Origin of the sequence: Deinococcus sedimenti (assembly GCF_014648135.1) — a bacterium.
Classification (GTDB): Bacteria; Deinococcota; Deinococci; order Deinococcales; family Deinococcaceae; genus Deinococcus; species Deinococcus sedimenti.
Genome location: NZ_BMQN01000029.1, coordinates 1 through 21,468, shown reverse-complemented (window position 1 = coordinate 21,468; position 21,468 = coordinate 1). Strand labels below are relative to the sequence as shown.

Annotated in this window: 14 protein-coding genes and 1 pseudogene; 12 read left to right on the top strand and 3 right to left on the bottom strand. The window is 67.9% G+C overall.

Annotation, left to right across the window (positions count from 1 at the left end):
- Positions 1 to 380 precede the first annotated feature (380 nt).
- A complete protein-coding gene (locus IEY69_RS22145; protein WP_373291097.1) occupies positions 381 to 641 on the bottom strand; it encodes an integrase core domain-containing protein in 261 nt (86 codons plus the stop codon).
- Between the two features lie 452 nt (positions 642 to 1,093).
- On the opposite strand from IEY69_RS22145, the gene IEY69_RS20575 reads away from it, so the two are divergent.
- A complete protein-coding gene (locus IEY69_RS20575) occupies positions 1,094 to 1,876 on the top strand; it encodes an aminoglycoside phosphotransferase family protein (protein WP_189074960.1) in 783 nt (260 codons plus the stop codon).
- A gap of 126 nt (positions 1,877 to 2,002) precedes the next feature.
- On the top strand, positions 2,003 to 2,146 hold the full coding sequence (locus IEY69_RS20570) for a hypothetical protein (protein WP_189074959.1): 144 nt from the start codon (positions 2,003 to 2,005) through the stop codon (positions 2,144 to 2,146).
- Positions 2,147 to 2,197: 51 nt separating this feature from the next.
- On the opposite strand, the gene IEY69_RS20565 is transcribed toward IEY69_RS20570, so the two are convergent.
- Positions 2,198 to 2,617: a very short patch repair endonuclease gene (locus IEY69_RS20565; protein ID WP_189074958.1), complete on the bottom strand. Its 420-nt coding sequence runs from the start codon at positions 2,615 to 2,617 to the stop codon at positions 2,198 to 2,200.
- Between the two features lie 290 nt (positions 2,618 to 2,907).
- Between IEY69_RS20565 and IEY69_RS20560 the strand changes: the two genes are divergently transcribed.
- The 10 genes from IEY69_RS20560 to IEY69_RS20515 all read left to right on the top strand — a co-directional run bounded on the left by IEY69_RS20560 (position 2,908) and on the right by IEY69_RS20515 (position 20,998).
- Positions 2,908 to 5,973, top strand: coding sequence for a hypothetical protein (locus tag IEY69_RS20560; RefSeq protein WP_189074957.1), 3,066 nt, complete (start codon positions 2,908 to 2,910; stop codon positions 5,971 to 5,973).
- Between the two features lie 35 nt (positions 5,974 to 6,008).
- The gene (locus IEY69_RS20555; RefSeq protein ID WP_189074956.1) at positions 6,009 to 12,437 is read left to right on the top strand and encodes a DEAD/DEAH box helicase; all 6,429 of its coding nucleotides are present in this window, start codon (positions 6,009 to 6,011) and stop codon (positions 12,435 to 12,437) included.
- Positions 12,404 to 13,606, top strand: coding sequence for a RecB family exonuclease (locus IEY69_RS20550; protein WP_229784163.1), 1,203 nt, complete (start codon positions 12,404 to 12,406; stop codon positions 13,604 to 13,606). The genes IEY69_RS20555 and IEY69_RS20550 overlap by 34 nt, the downstream gene beginning before the upstream one ends.
- Before the next feature lie 186 nt (positions 13,607 to 13,792).
- The gene (locus IEY69_RS20545) at positions 13,793 to 14,923 is read left to right on the top strand and encodes a DNA cytosine methyltransferase (protein ID WP_189074954.1); all 1,131 of its coding nucleotides are present in this window, start codon (positions 13,793 to 13,795) and stop codon (positions 14,921 to 14,923) included.
- A 217-nt stretch (positions 14,924 to 15,140) separates the two neighbouring features.
- Positions 15,141 to 16,142 carry a hypothetical protein gene (locus IEY69_RS20540; protein WP_189074953.1) on the top strand — a complete coding sequence of 334 codons (1,002 nt, stop codon included), beginning with the start codon at positions 15,141 to 15,143 and terminating at the stop codon, positions 16,140 to 16,142.
- A 215-nt stretch (positions 16,143 to 16,357) separates the two neighbouring features.
- Positions 16,358 to 17,302 carry a hypothetical protein gene (locus IEY69_RS20535; protein ID WP_189074952.1) on the top strand — a complete coding sequence of 315 codons (945 nt, stop codon included), beginning with the start codon at positions 16,358 to 16,360 and terminating at the stop codon, positions 17,300 to 17,302.
- A gap of 105 nt (positions 17,303 to 17,407) precedes the next feature.
- Entirely contained in the window at positions 17,408 to 17,560 is a 153-nt protein-coding gene (locus IEY69_RS20530; protein WP_189074951.1) for a hypothetical protein, read from the top strand.
- The gene (locus IEY69_RS20525; protein WP_189074950.1) at positions 17,547 to 18,923 is read left to right on the top strand and encodes a hypothetical protein; all 1,377 of its coding nucleotides are present in this window, start codon (positions 17,547 to 17,549) and stop codon (positions 18,921 to 18,923) included. Before IEY69_RS20530 ends, IEY69_RS20525 begins: the two co-directional genes overlap by 14 nt.
- A 39-nt stretch (positions 18,924 to 18,962) precedes the next feature.
- Positions 18,963 to 20,663, top strand: a complete 1,701-nt coding sequence (locus IEY69_RS20520; RefSeq protein WP_189074949.1) for a nuclease-related domain-containing DEAD/DEAH box helicase — start codon at positions 18,963 to 18,965, stop codon at positions 20,661 to 20,663.
- Positions 20,664 to 20,692: 29 nt separating this feature from the next.
- Entirely contained in the window at positions 20,693 to 20,998 is a 306-nt protein-coding gene (locus tag IEY69_RS20515; RefSeq protein WP_189074948.1) for a hypothetical protein, read from the top strand.
- 249 nt (positions 20,999 to 21,247) lie between these two features.
- Here IEY69_RS20515 and IEY69_RS20510 read toward each other — a convergent pair.
- Positions 21,248 to 21,468 (bottom strand): annotated as a pseudogene (locus IEY69_RS20510) (DDE-type integrase/transposase/recombinase); the annotation flags it as partial.

The window sequence follows — 21,468 nt, the reverse complement described above, 5'->3', positions numbered from 1 at the left end:
CCGCCCTTTTTCATGCCTCACTGCGTTCAGGACGCCATTTCTAGCGAAGTGTCAGGTGCTGAGGGTTACACCATCAACTCTTCCGACCTGACCAAGGGGCGGTTGAACGCCCCCTGGCCTTCTCGGCGTACTCCTTAGGGGTCTGGTAGCCCAGTGACGAATGTGGCCGTATAACGTTGAACAAGCGTTTCCAGGCAGTACGAGATGCCCGCCAGAACGCTGCCGACCATGGCCCTAGACAAATTCTCACCGGTGAGGAAAGCGTTCTGCGCGTTTCCATTCCCTGCCCCCGGCATCGCACGACATCCGGCGTCTCTCGCCTTCTCGGCCTTCAACCGCCAGATGCCCGTCTCCGGGCTGTTCAGACCGAGAAGAGCCTGTCACGGCCAAAATTCCCCTTCAGGAAGCGAAGGGGAAAATGACGTGCTGACCGAAATTTCTCCTTTCTTTGGCCTCATGATGTCGTGTGGCAACGACTCCAACAGGTGTAGAAACTCTTGGTTGAAAACCGCCCGGTAGCCAGCCAGGCCCACTTGGGCGCGCCGGGCCGAGTACAGCACTTCCAGATACAGACGTTCCTCCCGGAGCCGAGAGTGAAAACTTTTGCCATACCAGTTCTTCCACGGCTTCCCTGAGTGGATGACCGTGACGCCGATCTCCTACACGTCCAACCAGATGCCCAGTTCACGAGCGATGCACTCTGGGCTGTTGTCACTCTGGATGAATCCAGGTGCGCCACGCTCCGCGATGACATCCTGAAACACGTCCTTCACGTCAATTGACGTGAAGGACTCCGCCATCCGCAGCGCCAGGGAATCCTGAAACTAAATGAGAGCAAATTGCATTTTAGCTCATGTCGTCAGTATTTTGGCGGTACTATTGAGAACGGCGTAAGTTGAGGCTGATTGAGAACCTGGGCGAATCGAGAGCTGAGCTCCACGCCATCACACTGCCGAGGGCAGAGGCACGGGGGCACCTAAAGGCGCCTGACCGACGTCGGGATCATGAGGTGGGTCACCTTTAGGTGCGACGTCCTGGCGCTCTGCCAGACGGCCGATGTGGACATGACGGTCCTCCCTCTACACTCCGGGCAATGCTGGAGATCGGTGAACACATCGGCTGGGCCCATGGCGAGTCCCAAGTCTACGCGGCCCGCTGGGCCGGCCATGACGTGATTCTGAAGCGTCACCGGGAACGTCGCAAGCATGTCCGGGAACGCCACGGCTATGAAACCTGGTCTCACACTGGGCTCCTGCCGGACCTGGTGCACGACGACCCTGGGCGGCTCGAAATGATACTGGCGCGGGTGCCGACCAGCTGCGCCCTGCAGCAGCCCCAGACGGAGGCGATGTACCGCGCCGCAGGCGCCGCGCTGCGCCAGTTACACGACGCCGCCCCACGTCCGCTGCCCTTCGACGACGGACGCGGCGACTTGCACAGCCTGATGCACCGCTACCTGCCCCGCGCGCAGGGTCTACTGCCCGACCGGCAGGTGCGGCAGGTGGAGGCGCTGGCCCGCACACTCCTGGCCGGCCCCTTTCCGCCCACGGTGCTTCGGCACGCCGACTACACGGCCCGCAACTGGCTGTGGGATGGGAAACGCCTCACGGTCATTGATCTGGAGATGTGCCGTCCTGGCCCGGCGGTGCTCGACGTGGCAAAGATGACGAACGATCTGTCGCAGCAGGAGAACGGTGCCACGCTTGTGGCGGCCTTCAGGCAGGGCTATGGGCGCGACTGGACGCCCGAGGAAGCCCAGTTTCTGGGGACCGTGCGCGCCTTCGACGCCCTCCTGCTGGCCGTCTGGTGTGACCGCCACGGGGATGAGAGCGGCTTCGAGAAGATGAGTGAGGTGCTGAGCCGCTTGCTCTCTTGATGACGGCCAAAGTACAGACTGCCCCTCGTCGGCAGTGTGATGGCGTGGAGCGCAGCTCTCGATTCGCCCAGGTTCTCAATCAGCCTCAACTTACGCCGTTCTCAATAAGACGGCAGGATCGTCCTGGTGACCAACGCGAACATCACGTACACGGTACTGTCCAGGAACATGGAGGTGGACGTGCTGATCCGAAGCGGACGGCAGCCTGCGCGTCTGGCCCGGCACCTGCGAGCACTCGTCGCCCGGCGCGTGCTCTCGACCGCCGCGTGAGCGGCGCGCCGCCCAGGATCTCGCGCCGGGCGATCCGAGTCGCAGCGTGTCTCATCGGGCGGCGCGCCGGGTGGAGACGACCGAAACGACCTCTTCAACCACGTCGGGAAGACGTTTCTTCACGTCCTTCTCCCACACCCTGAGGACCTGCCAGCCCAGGGCTTCCAAATCGGCTACGTTGTCACAGTCGCGTTCAATGTTGCGTTCGATCTTGGCCTTCCAGAAGGGTTGTAGTTTCGCGGACCAGGCCGCGAAGTCCCGGCCGTGCCAGAAGTCGCCGTCAACGAACACCGCCACCTTCGCGCCCGGAAACACGATGTCCGGCGATCCCGGCAGACCTCTGACGTTCTTCCTGAAACGCAGACCGCGCCGGTGGAGCGCGGAACGCAGAGCGAGTTCGGGGGCTGTGTCCTTCTGCCGAACCCTGCCCATGAGGGCGCTGCGCTGCTCCTTCGTGAGTCGGTCGGGCATGCTCCGAACCTAGAGCATCGGGTCTGCCACGGCTTTTCGCCAGGCTTCATGCTTCCGAGAGACGCCCGTTGGTCTTCCAGATGATAAGAATACAGGCGAATTCGTGAAATTTTTCTTTATTGGTTTACATTCATATTCGTGTCGTCAACACCTGATGGGAGAACTTGTCCACGGGGTACGCCCCCAACGGGTGCCGGTTAAATCGACTCGGTCGCCGTCCAAACAGGTGTTAGAACGTCGCATCATTTCACGTCGACCGGATACGGGCCGGCGGATTCGGGAGAGGACTCATGACCGGAACACAGCCGACGGCCGTCCGAGATTGGCGTGCATGGAGCTACGACGAATGGAACACCAGGCTCGCCGCCTACCATTTCTCCCTTGGAGCGGGTGAGAAGGCGACGCCGGTGGAGCAGCTGCCCGCGACACCACACGAGCTGGCCCTGATGACGGGCGACCCGGAAGCGGACGCGGACGACGTGGTGAAGCGTTTCGTCGCCGTGATGCGGTGGAGACTGCCGCCCGGCGAGTCCTTCGGTTCTTTCTGCCTCAAGGAGACGGGTTGGAGCCCCACGTCGGAGAGTCCGCCCCGTTTCTTCGCGATGCTGTGGTTGACGTGTCTGGTCGCGTACGGGTACCCCTTCGGGAAGGAACACGGCTTCCACGGACGTATGGAGGCCGTGTTCGGGAAGACCCAGTCCATGGAGTGCCTTCCCGTCCTATGGCGAACTCTCAGCGAATGGACGGCCGCGCACGCGGTCCGGCGGCTCGTCCTGCCGCCTTACGACACGTTCCGGACCGTGATCGGAGCGTCCTGGTTCCTCGCTTTTCCCCACGACCGCGACCGCTCCAGACTTCGGCAGCTGTTGGAAACGAACGACCTGTCGGGCGACGAGCCGCCTCTGCGGCGAGTGATCAAACTGCTCCAGGACGCGAAAGACACCTTCAGCCCGGGATTCCGTAAGGATCTCGAGCAGTTCGTGGACCGTTTCGTCGAAACCGGAGCCGACGTCCGGAACAGCGCCTTCTGGAGGGCGGTGCGGCAGGAAGCGCTCAGGACGGGGCTCCACGGCCGCCGGGACGCCGGCGCCTGGGACGTGCGGCTGCTCGCCGAGTTCGACGACGACGAGGACCTGCTCCGGCCTTACCTGGCCTGTACGGACGGCGCGGCGCTGCCTCCTGGCCTGGAGAAGGTGCCGCTCAGGTTCGAGCACGACGGCCTGACCCGGCTCGTCCGACTGGCGGGCGCGGGGACGCCCGATCCGGTGCAGGCGGCCGTGACAACGGCGTTGGGAGGAGGGACGCTCGCGACTCGGCCCGCGAGACACTTCAGGCGAGGCGTCCTGGTCTTCCGCGCCCTGGCGGGCGGAGCGTTCGAACTGGTCTCGGGCACGGACGCGGAGCAGGCGGACATGGCCCTGGTCCGCGACGACCTGGTCGGGGCGTTCGTCTCACATTTCGGCGGTCGCCGGGAACCCGCCCTCCTCCAGGGCTGGAGCCAGGTCGTGGACTGTCGGGTCCGTATCGCCCAGGAGGCTCCGGCCGGTCTGGAAGGTGCGACGCACCTGCAGGCCACCATGGCTTCCCCGTCCGTGCGGATCGTGGGTGGCGTGCGGGGCGACGACGGATACGTCGCGCTTGAAGGCTTCCTGCCGCGGATCCGGTTCGCCGGCTCCTCATCGGTGGACATCCTGGACGTGGACGGGATCTTCGTCTGCTCGGCCACGAAGTCCGTGGACACTCCCGACGAGTGGATCCTGCCCGACGCGCCCCTCGCCGGCGCGCCCGGCCGCTACCTCGCCCTGGTCCGCTGGCCGGCCGCCGAGGGCGACGACAACACTGCCAGCTGCGAATTCGCTCTCGGCCGCCGGCACCTGACGCACGACTACAAGCCGGTCGGATCCGGCGTCTACGCCCTTGAAGGATGCGGTGCGGCCGCCGTCGAGATCGAACGGTCCGGCGAAATGCCCGACTGGGTCTCGACCGGGACGCCCGGCCGACGTGTCGATCTCCTCGGAGCCGTCCGGGACGTGCTCCACCTGGGTGCCCGACTCGGCGACGTCGCTGCGGCGCGCAGCGACACGCACGAATGGCTGGTCGTCGGCGACAGCGGCCGGCCGACGCAGCTGCTGTTCGTCGGCGATCCGGACTCGCCCACGCCGCGCATGCCGAGCAAGAGCCTCCACGCCCGCGACCGGAAGGTCTGGCGCTTGGCCGTGCACCGCAGCGCCAGTGTCGGTGTGGTCGTCGGTCCCGACCGAGTGGATCCGGTCGAACGTCACCCGCGAGTTCAGGCCGTCCTGGCGTCGTTCAGGGACCGGGCGCGGGACGCCGCGGACGAGCCTGACGAGACGGTCGGCGGAACCCGTACCGGTGGCGGTTCCGCCTGGACGGGCGTGGAGCCGGAAGACCGGACCCGGCGGCTGGTGGACGTCTTCGCGGCCCTGGCCGTGCGGCGGAGCGGGATCCGCCTCAACACGGCGGTGGAGGCGTTCGCGCGCGCGACAGGCTTCGACCGGTTCGACCGGTCGGACACGCTGTACGAACTGCTCCGGGCCTGGGTGGAGGCGGGGCTACTGGATGTCGTCCATGCACGCGCCCAGCCGGTCACGTACGTCGTCGCGCGCCGACCGGGCTTCGTCGTCTACCCCGTCGGCCGCCGGTACCGGGCGACGTTACTCGGCCTGCTCCCGTCGTCCGACGCGGGCGGGTTCGCGCAGGCGGCGAGGCGGCGGGGCGCGGTCGTCACCCGCCGCCTCGCCGCGAACCCCTGGCAGCCGGCGGTGTTCCAGGTGGACGTCGCGAAGACGGAGGTCTTGGAGCGGCTGTCCGCCGATTTCGAACTGGCGCCGCTCCGGTGGCTCGATCCGGATATCGCCGTCCAGGTGCCGGACGACTCGCCCGGGGATCGGCCGCCGGCCGGATCCGCCTATGTCAGCGAACGGGTCTGGGACTGGAAGGCGTCTCGTTTCCGTCCGGCCGCGGCGCGGGAATCGGACGGCATCGCCGTCGAACTCCGTCGTCATGCCGGCTCCTGCCCGCTGTACGTGATTCGTCGCGACGGCGTGGACTTCTACAGCTCCGAGCTCCGGAACGCCACCTTGACGAAGGCGTACCTGCTGAAATACGGAGATCTCCCCTTCGACGACGATCCCGGACGACCCGTCTGGAGGACCTGGGCGCAGGGCCTCTACCTGCCGCTCCGCTTCGGTCGGCTCTGCGCCGTGATCGGCGACGGGCTCTCGGGTCCGACACTCGCCGAAGACGGCGGAGTGGTCGGGTACGGCTACCCTCTGTCCGGTCCGTACCGGGCCTCGCTCTCGGCGTACCTCAACCCTCCCCTGCTCCCGTCCTGAGACGTTCGGGCGTACCCGTTCCCGCTGGAGATGCCATGCAAGATCCAATCGGCAGTTTCGTCAGAATCCGTGAGCTCTACCTGAGCTATCTCGACACCGCGTTCCGTATCGGCGACGCCGACGTCGCCGAGGAGCGGCGCAGGCTCCTGCGCGCCCCCGGCACGCTGTGCACCGAGCCGCTCGTGGAGCCGCTCCCCCGCTACATGCCGTCCGAGTGGAGGTTCGAGGACCTGCTGCGTCCCCCGGCCACCGGCGAGGATCCGCTCGGCGCCGTGCCGGAATTCCGCCGACGTGCGTTCGTCGAACTGGTCCTGGCGGGCCTGTTCCCGTCCGTCCCTGTGACCGTCGGCGCGGGGCCGCTCACGCGGCAGGCGAAATACGCGCCCTACCTTCATCAGCTGCAGATGTTGACCCGTGGCGTGCGCCCCGGCACGCCGGGGATCGTCACGTCGGGAACCGGTTCGGGCAAGACCGAATCCTTCCTCCTGCCGGTGTTCGCCGCGCTCGCCGGCGAAGCCGCGACGTGGGAAGCGCCCGACGCGGAATTCCTGACCCGGCGCTGGTGGACCGATCCGGCGACCGGACGACCATACGGCAAGGTGAAGGAAGACGGGCAGTTCCAGCCTTCGTTCACCGAGATCCCGTCCGAACGGCGGCCCTCAAAGGCGCATCCGCGCCGGTCGCCGGTGGTGTCCCACCGGCAGGGCGAACGCCGGCCGGCCGCCGTCCGCGCGCTGATCCTGTACCCGATGAACGCGCTCGTGGAAGACCAGATGGTCCGTCTGCGCAAGGCCCTGGACTCCCGGGAGGCCCGGGCGGTCATGGACCGGGAGTTCGGCGGCAACCGCATCTTCTTCGGACGCTACACCGGCAAGAGCCCGGTCACCGGCCACGAGGACAACCCGGCGTTCCGCCACCTCCTGGACATGAGCGCCGACGACGGTCGGCTGGATCTGCCCACCTCGGACGGCGACACAGGCGAGGACGGTTCGGCGACGTTCAAGAGCGTCCGGGAGGCCGAATTCCGCCGCCGGGTCCGGCGGCAGACGCAACTGTTCGGGGAGATGGCACAGGCGGAACTGGGACAGCGCCAGGCGCGCGAGTACGCCTGGCGAAACGGCCCCGGGCACACGGACCCGTTCGATCCGAAAGAGGCCGCCTCCGCGTTCGGGGACGACTCGCCGTTCATGTTCCCGTCCACCGACGGCGGCGAACTGATCTCCCGGTGGGACATGCAGCGGACGCCGCCGGACCTCCTCATCACGAACGTGAGCATGCTCAGCGCGATGCTGTCGCGCGAGGTGGACGACGACATCTTCCGGCAGACGAAGGAGTGGCTGGAGGAACCCGACTCGTACTTCTACCTCGTCCTGGACGAGCTGCACCTCCAACGCGGTTCCGCCGGGACCGAGGTCGCGTACCTGCTGCGGCTCCTTCTCGACCGCCTCGGACTCACGGCGGAAGGTCAGCGGCACAAGCTCAGGATCCTCGCGTCCAGCGCCTCCCTCCCGACGACGCCCGGCGCGGCCGGCGCCGACGCCAGCGTCGAATACCTGTGGGACATGTTCGGACGGTTCGGCACGCACGCCGAGACGCCGGAGGACGCCAGAGCGGCCTGGCGGGAAGCCATCGTGGCCGGACGGGAGATTCCCTACGAAGCTCACGGCGACAATCGTGGAGGCCTGGAGTCGACGCCGTTCACTGACCTCCTCGACCATACCGCCGCGTCCCGGGCGCGTGACACGGAAGACCGTCCCCTGACCGCCGACGACGCGCTGCACATGCCGGACGCGGCCACGCTCTGGGCGGCCGTGGCCGGGCAGCTGGGCGTGCCGCACGCCGACCGGCCGCTGGAAGACGTCGTCGCAGACGTCGCCAGGGCAGCGGCGGCCGCCGTCGCCGTCGCGTGCTGGATTCCGGAAGAGGGACGCACCCGCGCCGTGACGGCCAGGCGGCTCGCCTGGACCCTCTTCCGGGACTTGAGGAACGGCCACCCGGTGCCGGAGGACCTGCCGTTCGACCTCGCCCTGCGCGCGATCCGCGCGGTCCTCTTCGTCCGGGGCTGCGGCGACGGACTGGCCCGGCGCGTGACTGAGGCGCCGTCTTTCCGCATCCACACGTTCTTCCGCAGCGTCGAGGGGCTGTACGCACCGGTCTGGAAGAACGCCGGCCTGCCCGCTTCCGAACGGACCACGGCCCGAAAGGCAGAGATCGGTCGGCTCAGCATTGAGCGGGAGAGCCGGAAACGGTTCGACATCGGTGACGAGGATCCGAAGGTGCTGAGGCAGTTCGAGGTGCTCTACTGCGAATGCTGCGGCGAGCTGTTCGTGGGCGGCATGCGGTCGCAGGGGTCCACACGCTCTCCGAAGACCGAACTGCTGCCTCACGAACCGCTGCTGGACGGACTGCCCGACACCGCGGCGTCGCAACGGTTCGAGGAACTCTCCTACGACCAGTACGCGGTGTTCTGGCCCACCGACCTCGCCCCCGAGAAGTGCCCCAAGAGTTGGAAAGCCGGGAACCTGGACCGGGTGACCGGGATCGTCACGGTCCACAACGCGGTCCGTCCGGCGGCACCGGGAGTGTCGGATACCGTGCCCGGTTTCCTCTACGAACGCCTCGCCGGTTCCACGGACCGCCACAAGCGGAAGCCGAACGACCCCGAGACGCACGTCCCCTACGCCTGTCCCAAGTGCGGTACGGACTACGGACCCCGGCAGAAGGGCATGGGACGCCTCTCGCCGCTCCGCAACTTCCGCGCCGGTTTCGGAAAGACCACGCAGCTGCTGGCGACCGAACTGTTCGACGTGCAGCGCGTCGCCGACCCGAGCAACGCCCCGAAGCTGGTCTCCTTCTCGGACAGCCGTCAGGACGCGGCGAGGGCAGCGCTGGACATTGAACGTCTGCATCACCAGGACCTGCGCCGCGAGATACTCTTCGTCTGCCTTCAGGAACACGCGGCCGCACGCCGCACGCCGGACGAGCTGACCACCGAGATTCGCGAGCTGGAAGCCGACATGGAGCGGGCCGCGGTGGAGCGACGTTTCGGCGACATGGCCGGGATCGGGGCACGCCTCGACGCGGCGACCGCGGCGCTGAAGACCGCCGACGACCCGTCGGTGGCGTTCGCGGATCTCGTGGAGGATTACGATCTCAACGTGGCGGAGACGCTTGACGGACAGGAGGTGCGCCCGCTGATCGCCGCGATGGTCCGGCAGGGCGTTCACCCGTACGACGACGCTGGGATCGACAGACCCAAAGGCACCACCAACGAAACACGCGAACGGCTCTTTGACTGGGACACCTTCTTCGAGTTGAAAAGCGGCGACCGGATCCACTGGAAAGCGGACACCGACAAGAACAAGGCGCTGTCGAGCGCGAGACGCCCCCTGATCTACCGCTTCCAGCGCGCCATGACCGACGTCGTCTTCAACAAGACGTACTTCTCGTTCGAGGAAGCCGGTCTGGGCTACGTGACGGTCCGGCCGACCGACCTTCCCGAAAGCCGGCGCACTGCCGGCCGGGTCTCGGAACTCGCGGCGCTGATCCGAGTCCTGACGGACGCCTACCGGTACGATCCTTCCAAGTACCGTTCCGAGGACGATCCCTTGATAGAGATCGGACCGAGAGGGACGGCGCGGGGTAAGGTCCTGGCCTACGCGAAGGCCGTCTGGGGAGAAACGGACGGCGAAGCTCGACTCGAGACCGCCCTGAACGACCTTGCCGCGGCCGGCCATAGGGGAGGGATCGTCTCGATGAGCCGGATCCGCTTCCATGTCGCGCGGCCCGAGGACAGCTTCTGGCGCTGCGACACCTGCTCGCGGGTCCACCTGCACCGCGGCGCCGAGCTCTGCACGCGGTGCCTGACCAAGCTGCCGGAGGCGCCTTTCGGGACCGTCGCCTCGCTCAGGGCCGTCAACTTCCTCGGCCGGCGGGTGAACCGTGCCGTCGACCACTGGGAAGACGAGTCGAGCGAGGTGGCGCCCTTCTTCCGCCTGCACTGCGAGGAACTGACCGGGCAGACCGAAGACCCGGCCGCGCGGCAGCGGGAATTCAAGGGGATCTTCGTGCCGATATGCGACGACTCCGGCGACGGCCACGCAGACGGCGAGCCAGTGGATGACGACCATGCGGACGACCTCAACGAGATCGAGACGGGGGCAGGGGAACTCCATGAGCGCAAGGCCACTATCGACCTGCTGGCCGTAACGACGACCATGGAAGTCGGGATCGACATCGGCCCGCTCCAGGCGGTCATGCAGGCCAACATGCCGCCGCAGCGGTTCAACTACCAGCAACGGGTCGGACGTGCCGGTCGCCGCGGTCAGGCGTTCTCCATGGCCTTGACCGTCTGCCGCACCAAGAGCCACGATCTCCATTACTTCCGCAATCCCGAACGGATGACGGGCGACGTGCCGCCACCCCCGGTCCTGACCAAGAGCATGGGCTCCATCGCCCAGCGCTTCCTGCGCAAGAAATGGCTGGTGGACGCGTTCGGGCTGCTCCGTCAGCAGGACCGCGCGGCGGGCGACCGCCTGTACCCCGGCGATCTCATGTCGCCGCCGGACATCCACGGCGAGTTCGTACCGGTCGCAACGTACCTGAACGGTTCCCGGTGGCGGGACAGACTCCGCGGGGCGCTGGAGGCGACCGCCGGGGAAGCCGAGCGGTTCCGGGGCGTCCTCGCGGCGGACGGCAAGACCGAAGTGATCCGTCCGGCGCTGGACGAACTGCTCGCCGAGCTGGACGGCGTCACCGCGGAAGTGGCGCCCGGCCTGGCGCAGGCCGTGGCGGAGACCGGACTGCTGCCCATGTACGGCATGCCCACGCGGGTCCGGAACCTCTACCTGGGGACGCGTCGCACGGGAGGTCGAGAGGAGTTCGACAGCGTGGAGCGCGATCTGGACGTGGCCATCTACGAGTTCGCTCCCGAAGCGCGCCTCGTGAAGGACAAGTTCGAGTACGTCTCCGTCGGGTTCACGCCCGACCTCGACCTGCCTCCGTTCGGCAGGAAAGGGCAGGTCGTCCCGGTCAAGGCCTTCCGGGACGACGCGTTCGGGGAGAGGTTCCGGCTGACCCAGTGCCGGGCCTGCAGCGCGTGGGCCAGGATCGGCCCGGCCGACACGACTCAGGACGCGACCTGCCGGGCCTGCGGCTCGCCGCTGGACGAGGACAGCGGTCACGACTGCGTGGTCCCGAACGGCTTCCGGACCGATTTCGGTCGGCGGCCCCGCAACGAGGAGGGGGGCGGCGGCGCCCGTCACCGCACCGTCCAGGCCGAAGGCAGCGCAATCGCGCCGGTGACGTACGGGCTGCCACCGGAAGACGGCACGTCGTTCGGGGCGAGTCTCGCCGTAGCCTTCGACGGCCGGGCACGCACCTACCGCCTCAACCGCGGGCGGTCGGGCACCGGTTTCGTGACGACCGGCGGGAACCAGGTGATCAGGCGCGGTCGCAGAGACTTCCGGCTGCCGCACCAGGAGCTGGCCGAGGTACCGGGCGTGCACCGCTACGGATTCACCGCGGAGTCGAGCGAGCGTCCCCCCGTCTGGCTCGCCGCCCCCAAGACGACCGATTCCCTCTACCTCGCTCCGACGGCCCTGAACCCCGCGCTCGCGCTGCACCGCATGCCCCTGCGGACCGAAGGAGTCGAGGAGTCGGACCACGCCAGGTCGAGGTGGCAGGGTGTGCGCGCAGCGGCGCTGTCAGCCACGTTCATGACCGTCAGTCGGGCGGCATTGGAGCTCGACATCGCGCCCGAGGAACTGGCCGTTCTGGAACCGCGCCTCTTCGGCCGCGCGCCGGCTCGCCCGCTCCTGCAGATCACGGACGAGCTGGTCAACGGCGCCGGGTTCTGCCGGATCCTCAGCGAGCCCGCGCCGGGCGAGATGGTACCCCGCATCCTGTCGTTCGCCCGGTCGATGCTCACGGACGCGACCGCCTACCCGCGGTCGGAGTTCGAAGGAGCCGACCACAGCGACTGCTCGACAGCGTGCTACCGCTGCCTCTTGAGGTACGGAAACCAGCACTTCCACGGCCTGTTGGACTGGCGCCTGGGCCTGACTTATCTAAGGGCGCTGCTTGACCCGACGTTCTCGTGCGGCCTGGACGGCGACTTCGAGAGTCCCGGCCTGAAGGGTCACCTAGACGACGCCGAGCGGCTCGCCGAAGAGATGGTCGAAGGATTCGGTGGCGAAACGAGACTCTTTGCAGGCGGGATGGTTCCGGCCTTCCGGATCAAGAAGGGAAACAGCGGGTTGACGCCGTGGGTACTCGTCGCGCATCCGCTCTGGAACTGGGACCCGAACGCCGAACTGGCGGCCGGGACGATCCTCGCCCAGGCCGACGAGGAGGCGGCCGCCGAATCGAGCGGCGCGACGCTCTGCTGGGACACGTTCAACCTCGAACGGCGCCAGGTGCAGGTGCGGGAATGGATCAAGCAGCAGGCGACGCTCGCCCGTTGACGCCGGGGAGCGCACGCCCCCCGGTAGTCCCGGAACTCCTGACGACGGTCCGCATCCCAGAGCGGTTCAGTCCGTCCGGTTTCCACGCTCTCGAACGGTGTCCCCTGTCTCAGCTGCACGGACTTGGCGAAGCCGAGCGGCTTCCGCCGAACCCGGCGGCGCTGCTCGGCACCGTCCTGCACGAGACCGTGGCCCGCCTCGCCCGGGCGGGCCCCCACGACGTCACGGAGGTCTTCAACGAGGTCCTGCAGACGACCGAGGAGGCTGCCCGGATGCTCTGGCCGCAGGCGGGACTGGTGCCGCTCCGGAGGGCCGTCGGGCGCACGGTCTGGCGTAAAGGACAGGCGAGACTGCTCGCCTGGGCGTCCGGCGCCGCGCGTCACGCTTCGCCGTCACGGCGCGCTCCGCCCCGAGATCTCCTCGGCGACCGCGACCCCCGGATCCCCACGGGTCGCGAACGACGGCTCGAGGTACCGGAGCTGCGTCTCACAGGGCGCCCGGATCTGATCGAACGAATCGGTGCCGAAGTGCACGTCACGGATCTGAAGTCCGGCGTCACGACGCGCGGCGGACGCCCGAGTCTCCCCCTCTCACAGCAACTGTGGCTGTACGCGACGATGCTCGAAACGCTGGAACCCGGTCTTCGGGTCCGGCTGTGGCTCCACGGTTCCGACCGCGTGGAGGTGCCGTGGGGCGAACCAGAAAGGGCGGACACCCGAGCCCGACTGGAAGACCTCCTCGTCAGGTTCCCGAGCGGACGTCCGGTCGAAGCGGCCGCCGTCGCGGTCCCCGGACCCCACTGCGGGGCGTGTCCGGTCAGACACCGGTGCCCCGGCTACCGGAGTCGTGCCGTGTCCTGGTGGGGACAGACCTCCGTGGAGGGCCCTGTCGCGCCGTACGACGTCTGGGGAGAGGTAAGGGGCAGGCATTCGCCTGCTGATCCGACCGACGATCGCACGGCCCTCAGGGACGAGGCGGGCAGGACGGTCCTGATTTCCGGCGCAGCGCGCTGGTCGTTCCTGCCCGGCGAGCGGGCGTGGTTCTTCGGACTCCGACCGGACGAGACGATGCCCATGCACGGGAAATGGGTTCATCCCCGGAGTTTCCGGATTCCGCATGTCGACGTGGACGGCGTGGGAATCCAGGGCGTGTACCGCAGTCGGCAGTGACCGCGAGGACTCCCGATCACCACAGAGGCGTGTGTGAACGCCTGTGGAGTCGGCGACCGCCGCCGCGATCGCCCGGTTCTCGGCATCCGGACACGGTCCACGGCGGACCTGTGCCGCAACCGGTCGCTCCCGTCGGGTCGCGCGGCTCCCCGAAGGAGCGCGAGCGGCTATAGTCGGTACGACGCGATGAGTGGACAAAAGCGACACAGTCTACGAATTTCCGAACGACCGGTGGTCGCCGTCGACATGTTCTGCGGCGTCGGCGGGCTCACCTACGGCCTCCGGGAAGCCGGATTGCAGGTCACGGCCGGCTACGATCTGGACGACAGCTGCAGCTTCGCCTACGAGGCGAACAACGACGGAGCGACGTTCCTACACGCGGACATCACGACCGTCACGGCGGACGATCTCGCGGCCCACTACCCGCCGGGCGCGATCCGTGTCCTGGTCGGTTGCGCGCCGTGTCAGCCGTATTCCACAGCAGCCGCCAAGACCAAGATCGGCAAGTCCGCCGAGGAACTGCAACGCGAATGGGCGCCCCTCCAGGCCTTCCTGGACCTGATCCTGACGCTCAAACCCGAAGTGGTGAGCATGGAGAACGTCGTGCGGCTGGCGACGAAAGGCAAATTCCCGATCTACGCGGAGTTCAAAGCGTCGCTCGAGAGGGCCGGGTACGAGGTGAGCGAATACCGCGTCTTCGGGCCCGACTACGGGATCCCGCAGGCAAGGCGCCGCCTCGTCCTCTTCGCCTCACGGTGGGGGAAGGTCGCGTTGCCTCCGGCGACGCACGCCCGGAAGGAAATGGCGACCGTCGGCGAGGCCCTGCGTGATCTGCCACGATTGGACGCTGGAGGCACCGATCCGCACGATCCGCTGCACAAGACCTATAAGTTGACGGAGAGGAACCGGAAACGGGCGGAGGCTTCCAAACCCGGCGGCACGTGGGCGGACTGGCCGGACGACCTGAAACTCGCGTGTCACCTCAAGGCGTCTGGTGCGACCTACGGTTCGGTCTACGGACGCATGGATCCCGAACAGCCCGCTCCCACCATGACCACGCAGTTCTACAACATCGGGACCGGCCGGTTCGTCCACCCGACCCAAGACCGTGGGCTGAGCCTGAGGGAAGGCGCGATCCTCCAGACCTTCCCGCGCTCGTACCAGTTCGTCCGGCCCGGGGAGGCCGCCTCATTCGCGCGGCACGGGCGCCAGATCGGCAACGCCGTGCCACCCGAACTCGGCCGGGTGATCGGCCGGGCCATCCTGGACCATCTCAAGAAGGTGAGGACGGCCCCACCGCTCATCTCTCCCGTCTGAGCCGGATCGTGCCGCCCCACGAGGAAATGCGGCCACCCGATCCGGCGGCCGTCGGCACTCGGCACCGGAGCGGTCGTCCGTCATGACGTCGGACCGCTCCCGCTTCCCGCCTGGGCTCCTGACCGACTGCTTCCCTCTGGCTCGGTTCGTGCCTTCGCCGGCACGAACCGAGCCAGCTGGGGCCGCCCAGTCGCCTCCGAGCCCGGTGGAAGCGCTCATGAGCGACCTCCGGAACGGCCGCGACCCTATACCCTTCCGGTTAGGCGCTACGGCGCCGGTCGGCCTCGCGTCGGACGAGCTCCGGTTGGCACGGGCCGCCTGGCTTTGCGAGACCGGCCGGCCGCGCGAAGCCCATGACGAAGCCCTGAACCTGCTGCCCTACGCCGCCGCCGACCGTAAACGTCTGATTCTGGCCCACCTGATCCTCGCCCGGTCGGCCAGCTTGTCCGGTCACCTCCGTGAAGCGGGGGAGGCCTTCGCGGAAGCCCACCGCCTCGCGGACACGTCCAAGGCAGGAGAGCTGCGGGTGCCCGTCCTATGCCTGCGGGCGCAGTCGACGGCCGACCCGAGGAGGGCGGTGCATCACGCACGACGCGCCGTGTCATTCGCCCGGACGAGTACTTGGAACTTTCACGCCCATGCGACGCTGGCCGCGCTGCTCGTAGACCGAGCTCCCTACGAGGCAGTGGAACAGGCGAGGCTCGCACGACCGGACGCGACAGGGGACGCCAAGTCTGTGCTGGACGCCATTGAAGCGTCTGCGTTCGAACGTCTCCTTTCTCCGGTCGAGACGGTGCGAATCGAAGAACCGGTTCCCGCCGCGGTGTACGTCACCGATCCCCCCCACCTGATGCTGGGAGACCCGCCCGTCCGCCTGAACGTCGGTCCCGATCTCGCCCTGCTGGTCGCGTACCTGACGGAGCATCCAGGCGCCAGGCTGACCGAGGTGGCAGAGCGGCTGCTGCCGGAAGGTCGCGGCACGTCCGGCAGGGTACGCCACGACGACGCGGCCCACCGTGTCGCCCGTGTCCGGCAGGTCGTCCAGCGGCTGAGACGACTCGTCGGAGACCGGGAGGTCGTCGTTTCCTCGAACGGGCGCCTCCACCTCGGCCCAGACTACTGCTGGACCAGCGACCTGACGCGCGTGCGACAGGATCCGGCGCTCCTCGCGCCGACCCTGGCCACCGACCGGACCTGGCCGATCGATCCGCTCGACTGAAGATCCGAGGATAGAGCCGCCACTTTGGGGAACCTCGACTCTACCGAGTCGGAGCCCACCGCAGGCGACGGCTCTCGCGTACCGCATCAATACACCCGGCACGACGGTAGGCGCACCGGCCTAGCGGCAGTGCGCCTTTCGCGTCAGGCGGTCCGCGGCATCTCCACCGTACAGTAGCGGTCCTCACCTTTCACGCGTGCCTGCGGCACGCGGCAATGGCTTCAACCGACTTCCTGACCGCGCTGGCGTCCGTCTGCTCCGCCCTCCGTGACCTCCAGTCCTCCGATGCTCCCCCCGGCCGCCTGCTCGCGGCCGCCGTGGAGGCCGAACTGGCGTCCACCTCCAAACGAAACGTCCGCGACGCGTTGCTCGCCGGCGACGTGCTCCGCGCCGCGAACTCGACCTATGCCGGCGAGACGTTCAGGAACGACGTCGGCCGGGTCCTCACGCCTGTCGTGGCTCCGCTCACGGATGTCCTCGCGGTGGAGTTCGCAGACGTCCTCGACCGTGAGGACGCCGCCGGCTTCGTCGTGCGTGTCGATCCGGCCCGCGCCAGCCACCTGCCTCGCGGCCGTCGCCGTGACGGGTTCCTGCGCGGCTCGGACGTCCGCGAGGTGCTGTCGGCCGCGATCGGCGACCCGGTGATCGTGGCCCTCTGGGCGTCCGCGCAAGCCGGCGCGGCCGCCGCCCCGACGGGGTTCGCCCGATACGCCGCCAACAATTCGGCGTTCGTGAACCGGCAGCGCCTGTTCGGGGCGCGGGTCAACCTGACCGGCACGCCGGAGGGGACCGGTCGGTACGTCTACGACTTTGAGGAGGCGCTGACCCGCCCTCTCGAGGAGTCCGACGGAGACATCGGCCGAGTCCGGGAGTCCGACCTGGAGTACAGCCTCCTGCTCGACCTGAGGCGGACGGTCGGAACGGTTCTCGTCCCCGTGTTCGGGGCTCTGCTGGACGGGCTCTACCGCGCCACGCCCGCCGAGATTGACCTGCTCCTGCGGGACGCGACCCGGGACTGGCTGTTCGACGCCCGCGGACGCACGGCGGTCGCCCGGGCCGCCTTCACGGACGAGTCCGTGGTGCGGGCAACGGAGCGGGCGGCGATCCGTGTCTTGCGGGCCATGCACGCGCGCGCGGGCCGGGCCGCGCAGGCCGCCTGAAGGCCGGGCTCCGATTTCGCGTCTGTGGACGTAGGGCCGTCGCCGACGGTCCGAGCCGCGCACTCCTGCGCAGGGCGACGGCCTGCCCGTCCCCGGAGGTACCTCATGTTCCGACCCGTCACGCGTTTCCTGCTCGCTCTGGCTCTCGCCTTCTCCGCCGCCCGCGGCGCGGCGGAGGACGTCGGGCACCTGCCGCCCCTCCTGACCGCTACTGTATGCACAGGCGAAACGCCCGCCGCCACGGATGACGACACCTGACCCGACCCCCCGGTTTCTCGAGGCCTACCGGCTGTTCCTGGACGGACGGCCCGAGGAGGCGCTGGCCGCGCTGCCCCCGGACGAGGGCCTGGAACCGCAGGCGAGCAGCACCCGGTGGCGCCTGCGCGGCATGCTCCACCAGCATGCCGGAGAGTACGCCGAGGCCGAGGCCGCGTACGCCCGCGCGGCGGCCGCGGTGCCCGTCTCGTCCCTGCGTTTCGGGGAAGCCCGCTTTGCCTCGGCGGTTCTGTTCGGCCTGCAGGGGCGCCGGGACGAGGCCGTGGGGGCGTACCTGGATGCCCGGGAGAGGCTGCGTGAACACGGCCGGTACGCCCATCTCGCGCTCGTGAACTACAACCTCGGTTGGTCGCTGACGCAGTCGATGCGCCTAGACCTGGCCGCCGACGCCTTCGAACGCGACCTCCTGTCGACCGAACGGGGCGAGGCCAGACAGCACGCCGGCCTGCTGCACTACGGCAGAGCCCACCTCTGGATCCTGACCGGCGAATACGACCGCGCGGCTGGGAGTCTCGCCTGGGCGGCCGACGTGGAGACGAGCGTGGACGTCCGCGTCCGGATCGCGCACCTCCAGGCGCAGCTCGTGTGGCTCCGGACCGGCCGGGCCGCCGCCGCCGGGCTCGTCCGGACGCTTCGGGCCACTGGATCGGCCGGCGCCGGGCGACTCGCTCGGGCGTCCGTGGACCTGAGCGACGACATTCTCTCCGGCGACGTCCGCGCACTGGAGGAGGCCAGTCGACGGGCCGAGCATTCCGTCCGCGTCCGGGCGGGCCTGCATCTGGCCGGGATCGCCCTGGACAGAAGCGACGAGGACGCGGCGGCGCGACGTCTGGAGTCGGTCCTTGCCGCCCGTCCCCTTCCTGGTCAGCTCCAGTTTGAAGCGCCGTTCCTCAGGGATCTCTACGCCTGGGCCCGCGCGTCGGGACGGCCGCTGCCGCAGGAGGCCCACACGCCGCCCAGGACCGTCCTCGTCCCCCTGTACGGGCATCCCCGACTGGTCGTGGCGGACCGGCCGGTACACCTGGACCTCACCCCCGAAGCAACGGCGGTTGCCTGCCGGCTCTGCGAGGTCGGCGAAGAATCGGAGGAAACTCTCTGCCGGTACGTCCTCGGGCGGTCCGGTCGGCCCGGCATGTCAGTCCTCGCACGGGCGATGCGTCGCCTGCGGCTCGCGTTCGGCACCCAGCACTGCGTAACCGTCGAGAACGGCAAGGTGCGCTTGAATCCCCTCTGGGAATGGCGGGTGTGCGACGGAGCCGGCTCCGTCACGTTTTCCGAACTCGACAGCGACTACGCGCGGGACGTTGAACTCCGCCGGCCGCTCCGCGGCGATACGCCCGTTTGAGCGTCGCTTCCCACGTCGCCCGTGCGAGACTTGAGGAAGATGGAACTCCAACTGCACAGCGGACGGATCGCCGATCTCGCCAACCGCGGGGAGCGCCGCGTCCTCGCCGAACTGGAGCGTGTCCGGGACCACCCGGCGGCGCGCGACTGGGTCGTCCTCCACTCCGTCCGCATCAAACCGGACCGGTCGCCGAACGGCGGCGAGGTGGATTTGGTCGTCCTCATCCCCGGAGCCAGCACGGTGGTGCTCCTCGAGATCAAAGGTCACGAGTCCGTCGAAGAGCGCGACGACCGGATCTTCGTGCGATACCAGGACGGCAGCCGAAAGGACCCGCTCGTCCAGGTGGAGCGCGCCAGGAGCGACATCCTGTCCATCCTGACCGAAGCCCGCAAGAAGGAGACCGTCCGCGCCCACGTCCACGTCGTCACCGGAGTCCTCCTGCCCTTCGCCACCCTCGGCAAGGCCGGAGGCGTGTCCTGGGACCGGCGGCAGATCGTCGACGAGCGCGAGATGCAGGACGGGATCGTCGAAGCGATCGCGCGCGTCGCCGGGTACGCCACGGCGGGCACCGTTCCGCAGCCGCTCCACCCGCAGGCCCAGGCATTCGTCCGGGACCAGTTCCAACCCCGCTTCCAGCCCGCCCACGATCCCCGCAGCATGATTGAAGCGGCGGAACGCGAAGCGCTGGAACTCACCGAACAGCAGTCGGACGTCATCGACAGCATCTTCGACAACGACCATAGCCCGCACGTCGTCCACGGTCCGGCCGGATCCGGGAAGACCGTCATGGCGATAGACCTGCTCCACCGTTACCTCCGGGAGAATCCGGGAGCCCGAGTGCTCTACCTCTGTTACAACGCCTTCCTCTCGCAGAAGGCGAGGCACATGGCCGACGGCCGCTTTGAAGCCGACACGATACACAAGTTCATGTCGGACATCGCGTCGCATCTCTGCACGCCCGCCGAACGCGACGCGCCCGACTTCCTGGAAAGGATCCTGCCCGACAAGGCCGCTCAGGCGGCCGACGAAGAGGAGATCAAATACGATCTGGTCGTCGTGGACGAGTACCCCGACATCTTTGAGGACCAGTACCTATTCTTCCTGAACACGATCATTGAAGGCGGATTCGCCGAAGGCCGCTGGCATTTCCTGGGCGACGTCCAACAGGATATCTTCAAACGCGACGTGGGAGAACGGTTCGCGGCATTCGAGGAGGACCACTGCAACGGGCGATCCCCATACAAGAAGGTGCTGCGGGAAAATCTACGCAACACCCGTCAGATCGCGGAACTCGGACGCCGGATCGTGAAGGACGATCGGATTCGAGCGTTGCGCGCCGATGGCGCACCGATTGAGGTCCACGGCTACCAGCATCTGCCGGACGCCCTGGAACGGGAAGTCAAGCGATGGCTCGGCGTCGGCTACCTGCCCTCCGAGATCGTCGTCATCTCGCCCGAAGCTGCGTCGATGGATGTCACGGTCGGCGGCCACTCCATCCGCGTCCTGTCGAGTGTCGAGGAGAGCTCGCCATTGGGTCTCACGACCGCCCGGCGATTCAAAGGCTGCGAAACGCAGGTCGTGATCCTCGTTGATCCGCAGGCGATCTCCACGGCGGACGAAGAGCAGCTCAGGCAATTGACCTACGTCGCCGTGACACGTGCCAAACACGGCCTGAGCGTCCTATACAGGACAGAGGAACGCACGAAGTTTGACGCCCTCTTCGGACGCAGAGCGTCTTGACCGACCAAGAGCCGTGCATCTTGGGCACCATGCGAGTGCACGAAGCCGAACTGGTCGCGCTGTTGATATCGCTCTGCGACGGCGACATTCCAACGACGGAGACGCTCGGTCCGGGCTCCCGGCGCGTCGGGGCGGAAGAAGCCTGGCGGATCCTGCGCAGGCCCCATCTCGGCGCTGGGCAGATCGTCGTGCCGGTCCGGGAAGGGGCACTCCTACTCGTCGACCCCACGCATTTGAACCCTGCGGTGGCGGCGCTGTCGAGGCGTTGGCGAGACCGCGCGGTCGGCGTTCTGGCGGCGATCTACGAGCAGGATGTCGGTCGACTTTCGGAATGATGAAGCAGGGGTCTCTAGAACGACGTCGCCATGAAGCATGGTCATCCGATTGCGGATGCGGGTTAAAAACGGGCTCATCGGGATTCGTACCAGTCTACGTGGGCGGGCTTCTCCCCGAGGCACCGGACGCACACGGGGTTCTGGCAACTTAACCTGAGTGAGGCCGGAGTAGCTCAGCAGGTGGCTTGAGAATCAAGCCACCTGCTGCATCGCCTCTCGCCAGCGGAGAAGAGCTGCGGATTGATGGCTTCATCTGAGTGTGGCGGGAACGGTGGTTCGCGTGTGTCGATGGAGGTTCGAGACTCGGGCGTGCAGGGCGAGGAATTCTTGTGTTCGTTTCCGGCGCTTGAATCCCAGTTGGCTTCGTTCTTGCTGCCGGGTGGGTGGGTGAGATTGCTCCACCAGATTGTTACAGCGGGCGGTGGAGATGACCTGAACGTGCTCCACGGCGTGGAGCACGGGAACCTCAC

Coding starts and splice junctions, on each gene's coding strand:
- IEY69_RS20575 (WP_189074960.1), top strand. CDS start 1,094: ATGCTGGAGATCGGTGAACACATCGGCTGGGCCCATGGCGAGTCCCAA.
- IEY69_RS20565 (WP_189074958.1), bottom strand. CDS start 2,617: ATGCCCGACCGACTCACGAAGGAGCAGCGCAGCGCCCTCATGGGCAGG.
- IEY69_RS20560 (WP_189074957.1), top strand. CDS start 2,908: ATGACCGGAACACAGCCGACGGCCGTCCGAGATTGGCGTGCATGGAGC.
- IEY69_RS20555 (WP_189074956.1), top strand. CDS start 6,009: ATGCAAGATCCAATCGGCAGTTTCGTCAGAATCCGTGAGCTCTACCTG.
- IEY69_RS20550 (WP_229784163.1), top strand. CDS start 12,404: ATGGATCAAGCAGCAGGCGACGCTCGCCCGTTGACGCCGGGGAGCGCA.
- IEY69_RS20545 (WP_189074954.1), top strand. CDS start 13,793: ATGAGTGGACAAAAGCGACACAGTCTACGAATTTCCGAACGACCGGTG.
- IEY69_RS20540 (WP_189074953.1), top strand. CDS start 15,141: ATGAGCGACCTCCGGAACGGCCGCGACCCTATACCCTTCCGGTTAGGC.
- IEY69_RS20535 (WP_189074952.1), top strand. CDS start 16,358: ATGGCTTCAACCGACTTCCTGACCGCGCTGGCGTCCGTCTGCTCCGCC.
- IEY69_RS20530 (WP_189074951.1), top strand. CDS start 17,408: ATGTTCCGACCCGTCACGCGTTTCCTGCTCGCTCTGGCTCTCGCCTTC.
- IEY69_RS20525 (WP_189074950.1), top strand. CDS start 17,547: ATGACGACACCTGACCCGACCCCCCGGTTTCTCGAGGCCTACCGGCTG.
- IEY69_RS20520 (WP_189074949.1), top strand. CDS start 18,963: ATGGAACTCCAACTGCACAGCGGACGGATCGCCGATCTCGCCAACCGC.
- IEY69_RS20515 (WP_189074948.1), top strand. CDS start 20,693: ATGCGAGTGCACGAAGCCGAACTGGTCGCGCTGTTGATATCGCTCTGC.